Source organism: Massilia sp. UYP34, from assembly GCF_056279385.1.
This window is the reverse complement of the sequence record NZ_JBWBRF010000001.1, coordinates 212582-230416: the sequence shown is the minus strand read 5'-3', so window position 1 is coordinate 230416 and position 17835 is coordinate 212582. Positions and strand designations below refer to the sequence as shown.

Sequence of the window (17835 nt, the reverse complement as noted above, 5' to 3'; positions counted from 1 at the left end):
TCTACCGTATTAAGTCGTCACAATTGTGGCGCGCATCTTTGGGCTGTCGGGGCTAAATATCGCTCCGGCAGGCAATCAAAGACCGTTGGGCCGAAAGCAGAGGTTGAGCTGACGGTTAATAGACCACCCAACGCAGATGGTGTACCCGAACAAGTTTTGTAGTCCAGCTGTGTGAGTTCATCCGCTCAGTTTTAAGACTTCTTAACTTCGGACGCCGTGTGTTCGAACCGATATGGACATCCGTTCATATCATTTAAGGAGATTGACCGTGGGTCTTAATCTGAATGACAAAAAGGCCGTCGTCGAAGAAGTTTCCGCAAAAGTAGCATCTGCGCAAACCATCGTCGTGGCTGAGTACCGTGGCATCCAGGTTAGTCACTTGACCAAGCTCCGTGCAACCGCACGTGCCCAGGGCGTGTACCTGCGTGTTCTGAAGAACACGCTGGCTCGCCGCTCTGTCGAAGGCACGCAGTTTGCCTCGCTGGCTGATTCCATGACCGGTCCGCTGATCTACTCGATCTCGGACGACGCCGTTGCAGCAGCAAAAGTCATCAACGACTTCGCTAAAACCAACGACAAGCTGGTCATCAAAGCCGGTAACTACGCAGGTAAGCAGCTCGACGTAGCTGGCGTTACCGCGTTGGCAAGCATTCCGTCCCGTGAAGTCCTCATCTCGCAGCTGTTGGGCGTCATGCTGGCACCGGTGTCGGGCTTTGCACGTGGTCTGGCTGCACTGGCAGCGAAAAAAGGCGAAGGTTCCGAGGCCGCTCCGGCAGCCGAAGAAACCGCTGCAGCTTAAGCGCAGCCTTTTTTCTCAAGTACTAACTGAACTACACACAAATCAAAACTGGAGTTTCAAATGGCAATTAGCAAAGACGATATCCTGAACGCAGTGAGCGAAATGTCCGTCATGGACCTGAACGAACTGGTCAAGGCATTCGAAGAGAAGTTCGGCGTGTCGGCAGCTGCAATGGCAGCACCGGCAGCTGGCGGCGCCGCTGGCGGTGCAGCTGCTGCTGAAGAGCAGACCGAATTCAACGTCGTGCTGACCGAAGTCGGCGCGAACAAGGTCGGCGTCATCAAGGCCGTCCGCGAAATCACCGGTCTGGGCCTGAAAGAAGCCAAGGACGTGGTCGACGGCGCACCGAAGACCGTGAAAGAAGCCCTGCCGAAAGCTGACGCTGAAGCCGCCAAGAAGAAGCTGGAAGAAGCTGGCGCCAAGGCCGAACTGAAGTAATCCATATGCACCGGGCACTTGTTAAGAGTGCCCAGCGCGGGAGTCAAAGCTTGCAAAACCTGCCGGAAGGCAGGGGATGCTGCTTTGGCTCTTTTGTCGTCCCTGCGGCAAACGTCGCGGTTTACATGGCGGCAGGGAATAAGTAATGCCCCGTTTCAGCAGCATCGTATCACAGCAGTTTGCTTGTCCTTTTCATCTGGCGCGAAAGAGTAAGAGACTTCAGGGCTTGCGTGTGGTAGTGGCGTTCGCCACTGGCAATTCCTGAATTCTCCATCCTTTCTGTCACTCACGGAGTGTCCATGCACTACTCATTTACTGAGAAGAAGCGCATTCGCAAGTCGTTCGCGAAGCGCGCCAACGTTCACAACGTTCCTTACCTGCTGGCTACCCAGCTGGAATCCTACGAGAACTTCCTGCAGGCCGATTCCGTCCCGTCCTCGCGTAAGAGCGAAGGCCTGCAATCGGCCTTCTCCTCGATTTTCCCTATCGTGTCGCACAATGGTTTTGCGCGCCTCGAGTTCCTGTCGTATGTGCTGGGCGACCCCGCGTTTGACGTGAAAGAGTGCCAGCAGCGTGGCCTGACCTTCGCGTCGCCGCTGCGCGCCAAGGTGCGCCTGGTGATCCTGGACAAGGAATCGCCGACCAAGCCAGTCGTCAAGGAAATGAAAGAGCAGGAAGTCTATATGGGCGAACTGCCGCTGATGACCACGAACGGTTCGTTCGTGATCAACGGCACCGAGCGCGTCATCGTCTCCCAGCTGCACCGTTCGCCTGGCGTGTTCTTCGAACACGACCGTGGCAAGACCCACTCGTCGGGCAAGCTGCTGTTCTCGGCCCGCATCATTCCTTACCGCGGTTCGTGGCTGGACTTCGAGTTCGACCCGAAAGACATTCTGTTCTTCCGCGTCGACCGTCGCCGCAAGATGCCGGTCACGATCCTGCTGAAGGCCATCGGCATGACGCCGGAGCAGATCCTGGCGAACTTCTTCGTCTTCGACAACTTCACCCTGCGTAACGACGGCGGCGAACTCGAGTTCGTCTCCGAGCGCCTGCGCGGCGAAGTCGCGCGCTTCGACATCGTCGATCCGAAGTCGGGCAAGACCATCGTCACCAAGGACAAGCGCATCAACGCCAAGCACGTGCGCGACATCGAAGCCGCCGGCATCAAGTCGATCTCGGTGCCAGAGGATTACCTGCTGGGCCGTGTGCTGGCCAAGAACATCGTCGACCAGGACACCGGCGAGATCATCGCCGTGGCCAACGACGAGCTGACCGAAGAACTGCTGGGCAAGCTGCGCGACGCCGGCGTGACCGAGATCCAGACGCTGTACACCAACGATCTGGACCAGGGCGCCTACATCTCGCAGACCCTGCGCACCGACGACACCGCCGACCAGACCGCCGCACGCGTGGCGATCTACCGCATGATGCGTCCTGGCGAGCCGCCAACCGAAGAATCGGTGGAAGCCCTGTTCAACGGCCTGTTCTACATGCCGGAACGCTACGACCTGTCGGCTGTCGGCCGCATGAAGTTCAACCGCCGTATCGGCCGTGACGAACTGACCGGCGACATGACCCTGTCGAACGAAGACATCCTGGCCGTGATCAAGATCCTGGTCGAGCTGCGCAATGGCCGCGGCGAAGTCGACGACATCGATCACCTGGGCAACCGCCGCGTGCGTTGCGTCGGCGAACTGGCGGAGAACCAGTTCCGTGCCGGCCTGGTGCGCGTGGAACGCGCCGTCAAGGAACGCCTCGGCCAGGCCGAAGCGGACAACCTGATGCCGCACGACCTGATCAACAGCAAGCCGATCTCGGCCGCGATCCGCGAATTCTTCGGTTCGTCGCAGCTGTCGCAGTTCATGGACCAGACCAACCCGCTGTCGGAAGTGACCCACAAGCGCCGCGTCTCGGCACTGGGACCGGGCGGCCTGACCCGCGAACGCGCCGGCTTCGAGGTGCGCGACGTGCACCCGACCCACTACGGCCGCGTGTGCCCGATCGAAACGCCTGAAGGCCCGAACATCGGCCTGATCAACTCGCTGGCTCTGTACGCCCGCCTGAACGAATACGGCTTCCTGGAAACCCCGTACCGCAAGGTCGAGGATTCGAAAGTCACCGACAAGATCGAATACCTGTCGGCGATCGAAGAAGGCCGCTACATCATCGCCCAGGCGAACGCGGCGATCAGCGAAGAAGGCCGTCTGGTCGACGAACTGGTCTCGGCGCGTGAAGCCGGCGAAACGATCCTGGTCTCGCCAGAGCGCATCCAGTACATGGACGTCGCCCCGGGCCAGATCGTGTCGGTCGCAGCTTCCCTGATTCCGTTCCTGGAGCACGATGACGCGAACCGTGCACTGATGGGCGCCAACATGCAGCGCCAGGCCGTGCCTTGCCTGCGTCCGGAGAAAGCCGTGGTCGGCACCGGCATCGAGCGCACCGTCGCGGTCGACTCGGGCACCACCGTGCAGGCTCTGCGTGGCGGCGTGGTCGACTACATCGACGCCGGTCGCGTGGTCATTCGCGTGAACGACGATGAAGCGCAGGCTGGCGAAGTCGGCGTCGACATCTACAACCTGATCAAGTACACCCGTTCGAACCAGAACACCAACATCAACCAGCGTCCGATCGTGCAGGTTGGCGACCGCGTTGCCCGTGGCGACGTGATCGCCGATGGCGCATCGACCGACCTGGGCGAGCTGGCACTGGGTCAGAACATGCTGGTGGCGTTCATGCCGTGGAACGGCCTGAACTTCGAAGACTCGATCCTGATCTCGGAAAACGTGGTCAAGGACGACCGCTACACCTCGATCCACATCGAGGAACTGAGCGTCGTCGCCCGTGACACCAAGCTGGGCGCGGAAGAAATCACCCGCGACATCTCGAACCTGGCGGAAAACCAGCTGGCGCGCCTGGATGAATCGGGCATCGTCTACATCGGCGCCGAAGTGCAGGCTGGCGACGTGCTGGTCGGTAAGGTCACCCCGAAAGGCGAGACCCAGCTGACGCCGGAAGAAAAACTGCTGCGCGCGATCTTCGGCGAAAAAGCGTCGGACGTGAAAGACACCTCGCTGCGCGTGCCTTCGGGCATGGTCGGCACCGTGATCGACGTGCAAGTGTTCACCCGCGAAGGCATCCAGCGCGACAAGCGCGCCCAGCAGATCATCGACGACGAGCTGAAGCGTTTCCGCCTGGACCTGAACGACCAGATGCGTATCGTGGAAGGCGATGCCTTCGAGCGTCTGGAGCGTATGCTGGTCGGCAAGATCGTCAACGGCGGTCCGAAGAAGCTGGCCAAGGGCGCGGCGATCACCTCGGAATACCTGGCGGACCTGGACAAGTTCCACTGGTTCGACATTCGTCCGGCCGATGACGACACCGCGAACGCGCTGGAAGCGATCAAGGAATCGATCAACGAGAAGCGTCACCAGTTCGACCTGGCCTTCGAAGAGAAGCGCAAGAAGCTGACGCAAGGCGACGAGCTGCAGCCTGGCGTGCAAAAGATGGTCAAGGTCTACCTGGCCGTCAAGCGCCGCCTGCAGTCGGGCGACAAGATGGCGGGCCGCCACGGTAACAAGGGTGTGGTCTCGCGTATCGTGCCGGTGGAAGACATGCCGTTCATGGCGGACGGTCGTCCTGCCGACGTCGTGCTGAACCCGCTGGGCGTTCCGTCGCGTATGAACGTCGGTCAGATCCTGGAAACCCACCTCGGCTGGGCTGCGAAGGGCCTGGGCTGGCGCATCGGCGAAATGCTGCAGGCGCAAGCGAAGGCGCAAGACGTGCGCACCTTCCTGGGCAAGATCTACAACGAAACCGGCCGCAAGGAAGACCTGGACAGCTTCAGCGATGAAGAAATCCTGACCCTGGCGAGCAACCTCCAGAACGGCGTGCCGTTCGCGACCCCGGTGTTCGACGGCGCCCACGAGGAAGACATCCGCCGCATGCTGGACCTGGCGTTCCCGGACGACATCGCTGCCCATCTGGGCATGACGCCGTCGAAGAACCAGGTCACCATGTTCGACGGCCGCACCGGCGAAGCGTTCGAGCGCAAGGTCACCGTCGGCTTCATGCACATGCTGAAGCTGCACCACCTGGTCGACGACAAGATGCACGCGCGTTCGACCGGCCCGTACTCGCTGGTGACGCAGCAGCCGCTGGGCGGTAAAGCCCAGTTCGGTGGCCAGCGCTTCGGTGAGATGGAGGTGTGGGCACTGGAAGCGTACGGCGCATCGTACGTGCTGCAGGAAATGCTGACTGTGAAGTCGGATGACGTGAACGGCCGTACCAAGGTGTACGAGAACCTGGTCAAGGGCGACCACGTGATCGACGCGGGCATGCCGGAATCGTTCAACGTGCTGGTCAAGGAAATCCGTTCGCTGGGTATCGACATCGATCTCGAGCGCAACTAAGCAGGGCCAGCATGGCCGCCAGCCTTCGGGCTTGGCCTACGCTGTTAAAGCCGTCGTTCCCGCGCAGGCGGGAACCTAAGCCCGGTCAATGGCCGGCAAACTTGGATCCCCGCCTGCGCGGGGATGACGGTTTTAAGGGTTAGGTGGGTAAAGCAAGCGCCGGCGAAAATCGGCGAGAAGCGGCGGCAGTAGTACTCAGTACAGAATCAATCACCTTTGGAGTGATACATGAAAGCACTGCTCGATCTATTCAAGCAAGTTCAGCAAAACGAAAGTTTCGACGCCATCAAGATCGGCCTGGCGTCGCCTGAAAAAATCCGTTCGTGGTCGTTCGGCGAAGTCAAGAAGCCGGAAACCATCAACTACCGTACGTTCAAGCCTGAGCGCGATGGCCTGTTCTGCGCCAAGATCTTTGGCCCGATCAAGGACTACGAATGCCTGTGCGGCAAGTACAAGCGCCTGAAGCACCGCGGCGTGATCTGCGAAAAGTGCGGCGTCGAAGTCACCCTGGCTAAAGTGCGCCGCGAGCGCATGGGCCACATCGAACTGGCGTCGCCGGTCGCCCACATCTGGTTCCTGAAGTCGCTGCCGTCGCGTCTGGGCATGGTCCTGGACATGACCCTGCGCGATATCGAACGCGTGCTGTACTTCGAAGCATACGTCGTCACCGATCCTGGCATGACCCCGCTCAAGAAGAGCCAGATCATGTCGGAAGACGACTACGCCGCCAAGTACGAAGAATACGGCGACGACTTCACCGCATTCATGGGCGCCGAGGGCATCCGTGAACTGCTGCGCTCGATCGACATCCACCGCGATGCCGAAGCGCTGCGCGTGGAGCTCAAAGAGTCGAAATCCGAAGCCAAGATCAAGAAATACGCCAAGCGCCTGAAAGTGCTCGAGGCGTTCCAGCGTTCGGGCATCAAGCCTGAATGGATGATCATGGAAGTGCTCCCGGTCCTGCCGCCGGAGCTGCGTCCGCTCGTCCCGCTGGACGGCGGCCGTTTCGCCACGTCCGACCTGAACGACCTGTACCGCCGCGTCATCAACCGTAATAACCGCCTGAAGCGCCTGATGGAACTGCGCGCGCCGGAAATCATTACGCGTAACGAAAAGCGCATGCTGCAGGAAGCAGTGGACTCGCTGCTGGACAACGGCCGTCGCGGCAAAGCGATGACCGGCGCCAACAAGCGTCCGCTGAAGTCGCTGGCCGAAATGATCAAGGGTAAGGGCGGTCGTTTCCGTCAGAACTTGCTGGGCAAGCGCGTCGACTACTCGGGCCGTTCGGTCATCGTGGTCGGTCCACAGCTGAAACTGCACCAGTGCGGCCTGCCGAAGCTGATGGCCCTCGAGCTGTTCAAGCCGTTCATCTTCAACAAGCTGGAACTGATGGGTCTCGCGACCACCATCAAGGCCGCGAAAAAGCTCGTGGAAGTTCAGGAACCAGTCGTTTGGGACATCCTGGAAGAAGTCATCAAAGAACACCCGGTCATGCTGAACCGTGCGCCGACGCTGCACCGTCTCGGTATCCAGGCGTTCGAGCCGGTCCTGATCGAAGGCAAGGCAATCCAGCTGCACCCGCTGGTCTGCGCGGCGTTCAACGCCGACTTCGACGGTGACCAGATGGCAGTCCACGTGCCGCTGTCGATCGAAGCGCAGATGGAAGCGCGTACGCTGATGCTGGCGTCGAACAACATCCTGTTCCCATCGAACGGCGAACCGTCGATCGTCCCGTCGCAGGATATCGTGCTGGGTCTGTACTACGCGTCGCGCGAGGCGATCAACGCCAAGGGCGAAGGCATGATGTTCCCGGACGTGTCGGAAGTCATCCGCGCGTACGACAACAAGGAAGTCGAACTGGCGACCCGCATCACCGTGCGTATCGTCGAGTTCCCGAAGAACGCCGAAGGCGGCTTCGACCAGACGCTCACCCGCTACGAGACCACCGTCGGCCGTGCGATCCTGTCCGAGATCCTGCCGAAAGGCCTGCCGTTCTCGGTGCTGAACCGCTCGCTGAAGAAGAAGGAAATCTCGAAGCTGATCAACACGTCGTTCCGCAAGTGCGGCCTGCGTGCGACCGTCGTCTTCGCGGACAAGCTGATGCAGTCGGGCTTCCGCCTGGCGACCCGCGCCGGCATCTCGATCGCCGTCGACGACATGCTGATCCCGGACGTCAAGAAGGGCATGATCGCGACCGCCGAAGCCGAAGTGAAGCAGATCGAGCAGCAGTACGCTTCGGGTCTGGTCACCGCCGGCGAGCGTTACAACAAGGTCGTCGACATCTGGGGCAAGACCTCGGATGAAGTCGGCAAGGCGATGATGGACCAGCTCAAGATCGAGCCGGTCACCAAGCGCGACGGCACCGAAGGCACCCAGGAATCGTTCAACGCGATTTACATGATGGCCGACTCGGGCGCCCGTGGTTCGGCAGCCCAGATCCGCCAGCTGGCGGGTATGCGCGGCCTGATGGCGAAACCGGACGGTTCGATTATCGAAACGCCGATTACCGCGAACTTCCGCGAAGGCCTGAACGTTCTGCAGTACTTCATCTCGACCCACGGCGCTCGTAAAGGTCTGGCGGATACGGCGCTGAAGACCGCGAACTCGGGTTACCTGACTCGTCGTCTGGTGGACGTGACGCAAGATCTGGTGGTGATCGAAGACGATTGCGGCACCAACAACGGCACCCACATGAAGGCGCTGGTCGAAGGTGGTGAAGTCATCGAAGCCCTGCGCGACCGTATCCTCGGCCGCGTGACCGGCACCGATGTCGTCAATCCTGAAACCCAGGAAACCTTGTACGAAGCCGGCACCTTGCTGGACGAAGACATGGTCGAAGAGATCGAACGCGTCGGCATCGACGAAGTGAAGGTCCGCACTCCGCTGAACTGCGACACGCGCTTTGGCCTGTGCGCCAAGTGCTACGGTCGCGACCTGGGCCGCGGCATGCTGGTCAACAGCGGCGAAGCAGTCGGTGTGGTTGCAGCGCAGTCGATCGGTGAGCCGGGTACCCAGCTGACCATGCGTACCTTCCACATCGGTGGTGCGGCATCGCGCGCGGCAGTGGCATCGTCGGTCGAAGCCAAGTCGAACGGTACGGTCCGCTTCACCGCGACCATGCGTTACGTCACCAACGGCAAGGGCGCGCAAATCGTCATTACCCGTTCGGGCGAAGTGCTGATCACCGACGACCACGGCCGTGAGCGCGAGCGTCACAAGGTGCCGTACGGCGCGACCCTGCTGGTCAAGGATGGCCAGACCGTCAAGGCTGGTATCGCCCTGGCGACCTGGGATCCGCTGACCCGTCCGATCATCACCGAGTACGCCGGTACGATCCGCTTCGAGAACGTCGAAGAAGGCGTCACCGTCGCCCGTCAGGTCGATGAAGTGACCGGTCTGTCGACCCTGGTGGCGATCGATCCGAAGCGCCGCGGTTCGGGCAAGGTGCTGCGTCCGCAGGTCAAGCTGCTGAACGAAGAAGGCCAGGAAGTGAAGATCGCCGGCACCGAACACGCCGTGACGATCGGCTTCCAGGTCGGCGCGCTGATCATGGTCAAGGACGGTCAGCAAGCGACCGTGGGTGAAGTGCTGGCACGTATCCCGACCGAATCGCAAAAGACTCGCGACATTACCGGTGGTCTGCCGCGCGTTGCCGAACTGTTCGAAGCACGTTCGCCGAAAGACGCGGGCATGCTGGCGGAAGTCACCGGTACCGTGGCGTTCGGTAAAGAGACCAAGGGCAAGCAGCGCCTGGAAATCACCGACATGGACGGCAACAAGCACGAGTTCCTGATCACCAAGGACAAGCAAGTGCTGGTCCACGACGGTCAAGTCGTGAACAAGGGCGAGATGATCGTGGACGGCCCAGCCGATCCGCAAGACATCCTGCGCCTCCTGGGTATCGAAGCGCTGGCCCGCTACATCGTGGACGAAGTGCAGGACGTGTACCGTCTGCAAGGCGTGAAGATCAACGACAAGCACATCGAGGTGATCGTTCGCCAGATGCTGCGTCGTGTTCAGATCACCGAAGCTGGCGACACCGACTACATCGTCGGCGAGCAGGTGGAGCGTTCGGAACTGCTGGATGCGAACGACCGCGTGAACGCTGTCGGCAAGCTGCCGGCGCAGTACGAAAACGTGCTGCTGGGTATTACCAAGGCATCGCTGTCGACCGACTCGTTCATCTCGGCCGCATCGTTCCAGGAAACCACCCGCGTGCTGACCGAAGCGGCGATCATGGGCAAGCGCGACGGTCTGCGCGGCCTGAAAGAGAACGTCATCGTCGGCCGCCTGATCCCTGGCGGCACCGGTCTGGCATTCCACCGCGCCCGCAAGGAGAAGGAAGTGTGGGAAGCGGAAGAGCGCCAGGCACTGCTGCAGCAAGAGAAAGCCAATATGGCTGCCGAGCTGCAGGCGATGGAAGACCAGCAGACTGCACAGGCTTCGGCCGAGCAGCATAACGACGGCGAGTGATCGCGTAAGTTGTTAGTGAAAGCGGCACCCTGAGGGGTGCCGTTTTTTTTGCCTGTATTAAAGACTTCAGGACGCGATGAGCATCACGGTATGCCCGACCTCCAGTCTTGGGTTCGTCCTCAGCGCAGCTCGCACAAGGTATCTACGCAATGCCGGGATCCGAACTATTCGGCCCAGTAGCCGGTAACGTTTGCTGTTATCAATCAGGCGAGGACGGTAGAGCCCGAATCGTGCCAGCGCGTGATAGGCCAGCGTCGTCGCATGCCATTCCTTGTGGAAGTCGGCAACGGGTTCATGCCAAATATCGGCTTGTTCGAAGCCTTCGCTGTGGGCAAGATTGGTCAGTGCTCGGTCAGTCCAGCGCGTTACGTGATGCGGCGGCATATTGAGCGGAGAATTTGGAGCGATGGCCAGGAAGCTGTCCTGGGCTGGTACGGCGATCATCAGCGTTCCACCGGGCTTGAGCGCCTGAACACAGGCATGGAAGAACCGTTTGGGATGCTCGACGTGCTCCAGCACCTGGAACGCGCACACGATGTCGTAGCGAGGGCTGGCGGCGGCATGCTCCTCGACCGGCTGTTTCCTGACGTCCAGCCCGGCCGCACGCGCTTTGTGCACGGCTTCGTCATTGAATTCGAGCCCGGTGTACCGGATCGATTGCGGCAACCAGCGCCGGAATGCTCCCTTGCCACAGCCGACTTCGAGGACCGAGCTATCCTGGCGAATCAGCGTCGCCGCATGGGCGTATTCCGGTTTGTCGTCCTGGTAGTACCAGTCCTGCGTCTGCAACTGCTCGTAGAAGAGACCATCGCCCACGCAGGGGGGATCGAAAAAGCCCAGTTCGCAATGGTTGCAGTGGCATAAGGTGATGCTGCCGCCATGAAGATAGGCGCTGACGTCGATGCCTTTCTGCTTATAGCTGCGGATCAGATCCATCCGATCGACAGAGTCGACGGCCTCGGTATCAGCGGCACTGCATGCTGGACAAATGCGCTCAGGCACAACGTCCTCTCAGAGTTCTGGTCACCCAGGTGACGTTGCCGGTCAGCGTAGCAAGCGGGGAATGCGCCAATCTGGCCGTCCTCAAACGTGCGCACTTGCGTGTCGGCGCGCCATTCGATCGCATCCAGACATTTCGGCCCCACGTAACTCCTCGACGTAACTCCTGTATCCCGCCAAAACTGGAAGAAACCGAACAGAGCCGCTGCCGCCAGTCGAACCCAAGTCAGCCGGACACCCCTACGCATGAGAATGATCTACACTAGGTTAGCTTTTTACTATCCCTGAAGATCTTCCAAGGAGCAAATGATGAAAATGCGATGGATGAGCGCCGTCCTGCTGAGCGCCGTATGCGCTACCGCCAGTGCCGCCGACAATACCGTGACCCTCAAGCTGGCCACCGACAAAGGCGATGGCGCCAGCGTGGGCACCGTGAAGCTCAGCGAAACCAAGTATGGCGTGGTACTCACGCCCGACCTCAAGGACCTGCCGCCCGGCCTGCACGGCTTCCACATCCACGCCAACGGCAGCTGCGCGCCGAACCAGGCCGACGGCAAGACCGTCCCGGCCGGCGCGGCGGGCGGCCACCTCGATCCGGCCAAGACCAATAAGCACGGCACCCCATGGGGCGACGGCCATCTGGGCGACCTGCCGGCGCTGACGGTCGATGCCAAGGGCATGGCCACCAATCCGGTCCTGGCGCCGCGCCTGAAGATGTCGGACATCAAGGGCAAGGCCCTGATGGTCCACGTCGGCGGCGACAACCACTCCGATCATCCGGCGCCGCTGGGCGGCGGAGGCGGCCGCATGGCGTGCGGCGTGATCCAGTAAGCCGCGAACTTGCACTGAAAGCGGATGGCGGCGCATGGCGCGCCGTCCGCCGCTCGGTCCATCAGTCCGCGCGCAAGCGCCCGCGCAGCCACACCAGGCTCGACGCGGCGTAGTTCATCACCGAGATATGCCCATCCTCCGGCTGCTGCCACAGCTCGGCTGAGCGGCAGTGGCGCGCCAGCCATTCGCTGTGCGAGGGCGGCGCCACGCGATCCTGCATCCCATGCACGAACAGCGCCGGACAGGCGATGCGCGTGCAATCGAACCCCCACGGCGTCATATACGCGATATCGTCGTCGATCAAGCCGTCGTTCCCCTTGGCCAGCGCCGGTCCCACCACGCTGTCGAACCATGACCACGGCCCCGCCAGCGCATCCCAGTCTTCAGGCGTGAACATCTCGCGGTCGAACGCGAGCCCCAGCGCCTCATGATATGCCTTGGCCGCGCGCCCCTGCGCTGCCGCGCGCAGCGCCGCCGCCCCGTATGCGCCCATGCCCTTGAACCAGTCGAGCCCCTGCGCGTCGGGCGGCGCCAGGCCCGCGATGCTCACCGCGCCCACCACCCGTTCGGGCAGCAGGGCGGCGCACGCCAGCGCATGCGGCCCGCCGCCGGAATGCCCCATCACCGCGAAGCGCTTGACGCCCAGCCGGTCGGCGATGCGCTCGACGTCGAAGGCGGCCGAGGCGACGTCGCGCCCAATGCGCTCCGACGAGCCGCCATAGGCCGGGCGGTCGTAGCCGATCCAGCGTATGCCGAGCTGCGCCGCGAGGGCGAACAACGGCTCGGGCGGGCGGCCGATGTTCGGCGTGCCGTGGTGCCAGAACACGGCCAGCTCCTGCTCGCCGGGTGGCGCCAGGTCGTAGAAGTGCAGCGTACGTCCGTCGCCGAGCACCAGGTCGTCTTCGCGCATCGTGCGCCTCTTTCGTCGGTGGATCGAAATCGTTGGCCCCAAACGGTCGTTCCCGCGGGGGCGGGAACCTAAGTTTCTCGCGTTACGAAGACGCTGGCAAACTTGGGTTCCCGCCTGCGCGGGAACGACGTGCTACTGCTGACTAAAACTTGAAGCCTGGCGGCTGCGATTACTTTGCAGCGCGCGCCTTGCCGAACGGATCGCCTTCCTTCCACGCCGGCATCTGCGGCGCGTCGGCCACCGCGCGGCCCAGGTTCAGCGTGTACTGCGCCTGCTGCACCATGCCCGACAGGTCCCAGCTCGGATCGTATTCGTCCGACGCCTGGTGGTATTTGTCGCGGTAGGTCGCGGCCTTGGCGTTGTTGGCCTCGACGTCCTTCACCCAGCTGCGGCCCGCGCCCACCGAGAACGCCGGCACGCCGGCCTTGGCGAAGCTGAAGTGGTCGCTGCGGAAGTAACCGCCGGCCAGGTCAGGCCTGGGCTGCGCGACGGTCAAACCCATCGCTTGGGCGGCAGCAGCGGCCATCGCGCCCAGTTCGGTACGCTCGCTGCCCGGCACGCTGACGTCCTTCACCGGGCCCACCCAGTTCAGGCTGTCCAGGTTCAGGTTGGCGGCGGTCTTGGCGATCGGCCACAGCGGCTTGGCGACGTAGGCGGCGCTGCCCAGCAGGCCTTGCTCTTCGGCGGCCACCCACAGGAACATCTGGCTGCGCTTGGCCGGGTGCTTGACGGCTTGCTCCGCCATCGCCAGCAGCGCGCCGGTGCCCGAAGCGTTGTCGACCGCGCCATTGAAGATGGTGTCTCCCTCGGTGCCCTGCTTGCCCATGTGGTCCCAGTGCGCGGTGTAGATCACCACTTCGTCCTTGAGCTTTGGATCGGTTCCCGGCACCACGCCGGCCACGTTGAACTCTTCGAGCTTGCGCACCTGCGCGCGCGCGGTGCCCTTCAGGCGGGCCTTCAGGGTCACCGGCTTGAAGTTCTTGTCTTCGGCGGCTGCGCGCAGTTTATCCAGATCCTGGCCGGCGGCGGCGAACACCTTGCGCGCGGTGTCGTCGGTCATCCAGCCCTGCACGCCGGTGCCCACTTTCCCTTCGGTGAGCTGGAAGCGCTCGGCGTTGGCCCAGCTGTTCTGCACCACGCTCCAGCCGTACGAGGCCGACTTGTCGGTGTGGATCAGGATGGCGCCGGCCGCGCCCTGGCGCGCCGCTTCCTCGAACTTGTAGGTCCAGCGGCCGTAGTAGGTCAGGCCCTCGCCGTTGAAGCGGTTCGGTTCCGCCGCGGTCGGCATCGGATCGTTCACCATCATCACCAGCACCTTGCCCTTCAGGTTCATGCCCTTGAAGTCGTTCCAGCCGCCTTCTTCCGGCGCCACGGTGCCGTAGCCGACGAAGACCAGGTCCGCGTCCAGCTTGTGCTCGGCCTTGCCGTCGCCCGGGCCCCAGACCCAGTCAGCGCCGAACTGCAGCGGCAGCGCCTTGCCGCCGGCGGTGATCGCGATGTCGCTCTTGGCCGGCAGCGAACGCACGCCGGCGATCTTGACCGCCTGACGGAAGCTGTCGCCGTTGGCCGGCTTCAGACCGGCGGCCTTCGCCTGCGCCTCGAGATAGGCGACGGTCAGCTCGCCGCCGCGCTGGCCGGTGCCGCGGCCTTCCATGGCGTCGGCGGACAGGTGGGCCAGGTGCGCGCGCAGCGGCGCTTCCTGGACATTTTGCGCATGGGCCGGATAGGCCAGCGCCAGGCTGCCGGCGAGGGTGGTAAGGACGAGGGAAGAGACGATCTTGTACATAAAATCCTGCGACTTGAGTTGATCGGGAAGGGCACATTCGTGGTGTGCGCGGGACATTCTATGACAAGTCCTTAAAAAAAACGCAGGATATCGGTCGACATCGTCATTCCCGATTGCCCCCGTAAATACGGTTCGCCTTCGTCGCGCGGCGGTAGCAGATGCCGCGGCACGCCGGGCATGCGCTCTTGCACGGTGATCGCGAAAATCTCGTCGGGCGCGCTCTCGATCTCGAAGTGCAGCACCCGGTCTTCCATCCCGTACAGCGACAGCAGCCACGGCGCCTCGCTGGACGTGAGAGGCGCGCCGTCGAGCCGCGAGCGCAGCGCCTTGGCGCCCGACATGCGCAGCTCGATGTGCGGCGCGCGGTTTTTTGAACGCACAGTGAACGTGCCGCGCCGCACCTTGCCGACGGTATCTCGCAGCGCGACCACGCTATTACGCAGGACGAAGCACTCGGGGAAGGCGACCGCATCCTCGCGCGGCGCTTCGGCATACCACTGGCGCGGGCTGTTCCAGCCGAAGACTTCGACGAAGATGGTCGGCTGCCGGCCGGGGAACAGCCGGCGGCGCCAGTCGTCCAGCGGCTGCTCCGGCAGCAGCCAGTAAGCGCGCCAGGTGTTCGCGTCCTTGTAGTAGACCAGGTGTTCGAGGCCATCGGACGCGGGCGGCAGCGGGGCGCGCGGCGCCGCCTGTCCCGGCAGGGCAAAGCAGCTTGCGGCCAGCAGCGCCAGCGCGGCGGCGACGGCCGGCGCGACGGACATCACCAGCAGCAGGCTGGCGAAGCACAGCATCGGCAGCGCCATCAGCATCGGCGGCAGGTACAGGTGGTGCGGCGCAAGCAGCAGCCAGGCGTCACGCAGCGCCGGCGCAAACAATGCGGCGGCCGGCGCCAGGGCGGCCACCAGCACCAGCAGCCGCACGGCGAAGGCCTGGCGCCGGCCCCAGGCCGAGTGCAGGACGAGGAAGGCGGCCAGCGCCGCCGCCAGCGGCCAGGCCAGCACGTAGGCGGCGCCGGGCAAGAAGAACACGACCAGCAGCAGCGTCAGCGCGGGCCAGGCCAGCGCGCCGAGCACCGTCGCCGCGGCGCCGACGCTGCGGCGCAATATGTACAGCCCAGCGACGAAGACGCAGCTTGCTACGGCCATCACCATCAGCGGCAGGCGCTGCTCGCCCGCGAGGCCGGCGGCGGCAATCTCTTCGCGCCAGGTCCAGCTGCCCACGCGCACCACGAGCAGCAAAAAGCACACGCCGAACACGCCTTGCGCCGCCTCGGTCGCGCCGTCCGCGCCGAACAGGCGGCGCCAGGCGAACCCCAGCATCAGGCAGGACAGCGTCGCCGACGCCCAGGAGAGCCAGGCCGCGTGCTGCACCAGGCCCACGACGGGCAGCGAGAAATAGGCGACGGCGCTCTGCGTCCCGCGTTCGAGCGGCGCGTCGCCGTAGGATCGCGCCAGGCGCAGCATCGCGTCGCCCAGCTGCCGTGGATTTCCTTCGCCGCCGGCGAACAGCAGCACCGGCGTATCGAGCGCCGCCAGCGGACCGAGGTGCGGCGCGTCGTTCAGCATGCGCGCCAGGGTCGTCTCGAGCGAGGAGCCGCGCAATTCGGGCGCGGCGCGCATCCAGCCGGCCAGCGCGGCGCCGCCCGCGCCGCTGGTCTCGACCATGCGCAGCCCGGCGGCGCCGGAAGGATCGAACTTGAGCGCCAGGCCGATGCTGGCGGCCAGCGGATGCTGTTCGACGAAGCCCTTGGCGCCCAGCGCGCCGACGTGGTGGCCGTCGGTGAACAGCAGCACGACGTCGCTGGCGGGCGGCGCGGCGCGCAGGGAGCGCGCGGTTTCGAGCAGGGCAGCCATCGTGACGGCGCCGTGCGCCGCTTTGTGCACCGCGTTGCCGCTGTCGTAGTGGGCCGTGAGCAGCAGCGCCGGGCGGCGGCCCCCATCCGGGGCGCTGCCGGGAATCCTGGCGACGACGTTATGGACGACGCCGACCGTGTTGTGGATGGCGCCAAAATAGTAGACGACCGACTTGCGCACCGTGGCGCGCTGCACCGCCGGCGCCAGGCCCATCGCCCGCAGTTCGGCCAGCAGATAGGCACGCGCCTGGGCATTGCCTTCGGTCGCGATCGAGCGTGGGGTGGCCGCCAGCACCTGTATGTGTCTCTGCATGCGGGCGTTCCAGCCGCCGGCCGCAATCTCCGCCTGCGGCTCGGGCGGGGGCGGCGCCGTCAACGCCATCCAGCCCAGCACGGCCAGGACGGCCAGTCCCAGGCAGCCGGCCAGGGCGTGCATGAAACCCGTTAGATGGTGCGCCGGCATCGGCGTGCTTGCTGCATCCATGTGTTCTCTCTCCATTGTTGTTGTGATCGGATGTGGCCTGCGCAAGCGTCCATGCACCTGTCATAGGGACGAAAAAAAGCCCGCCGATGAAGTGGGGCGGGCCAAAAGAGGAAAGGGGTGTTTATTCCAGTGTCCAGACGTAGGCGAGCTGCGCCCACCCGGCTTCGGCTGTGCCTCCGTTCATCGCCGGCTGGAAGGTGCACAGGCTCAGGGCATTCACGGCGGCCCGATCGAGCTCACGCGAGCCGCTGGAAGACTGGATGCGCGAGTCCTGCACCCGGCCATCGGGCCCGACCAGCAGCGCCAGGGTCACGGTCCCGGTCTCGCCATTGCGCGCAGCGCGCACCGGATAGTCGGGTTTAGCGCAGCCGTTGGCGTCGGCCAGCACGGCGCTGCGCATCTGGCCGCTGTTCGACGACGGCTCGGCGGCCGGCTGTGGCGGCGCATCGGACTGGGTTTGCTGGGCCGGTTCAGGCGACGGCTCCGTAGTCGCTTCCATCACCTGCTCGAGCGGCGGCGCGGGCACCTCGACTTCCACATCCGGCACCACGATTTGGGGCGGCGCGGCCTTGGCGACGGGCTTCGGCGGTTCGGGCGGCGGGGCAGGCGGCGGCGTCTCCGGCTGGATCCACACCAGCTTGTCTTCCAGCATGGCAGGCAGCGAAAGCGACTTGGCGTTCATCGTGCTGATCACGCCCATCGCCACCAGCACGTGCAGGCCGGCCACCAGGGCGAACTTGCCGGCCTTGCCGCCGGCGCCGTGATTGATGTCAGAAAAATGCATGGCAACCTCCTTTATTCGTCCCGCCATCCGTCGGGATCGGCAGGTTTCCTACCTTGGAAGAATGCATATC

General features: G+C 63.6%; 10 protein-coding genes. 5 read left to right on the top strand and 5 right to left on the bottom strand.

The features are described 5' to 3' along the window. The first annotated feature begins 268 nt into the window (after positions 1–268). The 4 genes from rplJ (at position 269) to rpoC (ending at position 10119) form a co-directional block, all read left to right on the top strand. The gene (gene rplJ / locus ACZ9AQ_RS00995; RefSeq protein ID WP_429201475.1) at positions 269–799 is read left to right on the top strand and encodes a 50S ribosomal protein L10; all 531 of its coding nucleotides are present in this window, start codon (positions 269–271) and stop codon (positions 797–799) included. Between the two features lie 60 nt (positions 800–859). Next, positions 860–1237: a 50S ribosomal protein L7/L12 gene (rplL, locus tag ACZ9AQ_RS00990; protein WP_290425720.1), complete on the top strand. Its 378-nt coding sequence runs from the start codon at positions 860–862 to the stop codon at positions 1235–1237. 299 nt (positions 1238–1536) lie between these two features. Then, positions 1537–5646: a DNA-directed RNA polymerase subunit beta gene (gene rpoB, locus ACZ9AQ_RS00985; protein ID WP_429201477.1), complete on the top strand. Its 4110-nt coding sequence runs from the start codon at positions 1537–1539 to the stop codon at positions 5644–5646. A gap of 228 nt (positions 5647–5874) precedes the next feature. Continuing rightward, positions 5875–10119 carry a DNA-directed RNA polymerase subunit beta' gene (rpoC, locus tag ACZ9AQ_RS00980; RefSeq protein WP_429201479.1) on the top strand — a complete coding sequence of 1415 codons (4245 nt, stop codon included), beginning with the start codon at positions 5875–5877 and terminating at the stop codon, positions 10117–10119. Positions 10120–10185: 66 nt separating this feature from the next. On the opposite strand, the gene ACZ9AQ_RS00975 is transcribed toward rpoC, so the two are convergent. Beyond that, on the bottom strand, positions 10186–11055 hold the full coding sequence (locus tag ACZ9AQ_RS00975; RefSeq protein ID WP_429201481.1) for a class I SAM-dependent methyltransferase: 870 nt from the start codon (positions 11053–11055) through the stop codon (positions 10186–10188). A gap of 372 nt (positions 11056–11427) precedes the next feature. Between ACZ9AQ_RS00975 and sodC the strand changes: the two genes are divergently transcribed. Further along, positions 11428–11949 (top strand): superoxide dismutase [Cu-Zn] SodC, encoded by a 522-nt coding sequence (sodC, locus tag ACZ9AQ_RS00970; RefSeq protein ID WP_429201793.1) that lies wholly within the window; start codon positions 11428–11430, stop codon positions 11947–11949. Positions 11950–12010: 61 nt separating this feature from the next. On the opposite strand, the gene ACZ9AQ_RS00965 is transcribed toward sodC, so the two are convergent. From ACZ9AQ_RS00965 to ACZ9AQ_RS00950, 4 genes are all read right to left on the bottom strand, one after another. Continuing rightward, positions 12011–12859: an alpha/beta fold hydrolase gene (locus ACZ9AQ_RS00965; RefSeq protein WP_429201483.1), complete on the bottom strand. Its 849-nt coding sequence runs from the start codon at positions 12857–12859 to the stop codon at positions 12011–12013. A 169-nt stretch (positions 12860–13028) separates the two neighbouring features. After that, positions 13029–14645: a M28 family peptidase gene (locus tag ACZ9AQ_RS00960; RefSeq protein WP_429201485.1), complete on the bottom strand. Its 1617-nt coding sequence runs from the start codon at positions 14643–14645 to the stop codon at positions 13029–13031. Between the two features lie 71 nt (positions 14646–14716). Beyond that, positions 14717–16981: a M28 family peptidase gene (locus ACZ9AQ_RS00955; RefSeq protein WP_429201487.1), complete on the bottom strand. Its 2265-nt coding sequence runs from the start codon at positions 16979–16981 to the stop codon at positions 14717–14719. A 121-nt stretch (positions 16982–17102) separates the two neighbouring features. Next, complete coding sequence (locus tag ACZ9AQ_RS00950) at positions 17103–17765, bottom strand: energy transducer TonB (RefSeq protein ID WP_429201488.1); 663 nt, start codon at positions 17763–17765, stop codon at positions 17103–17105. Between the last annotated feature and the right edge of the window lie 70 nt (positions 17766–17835).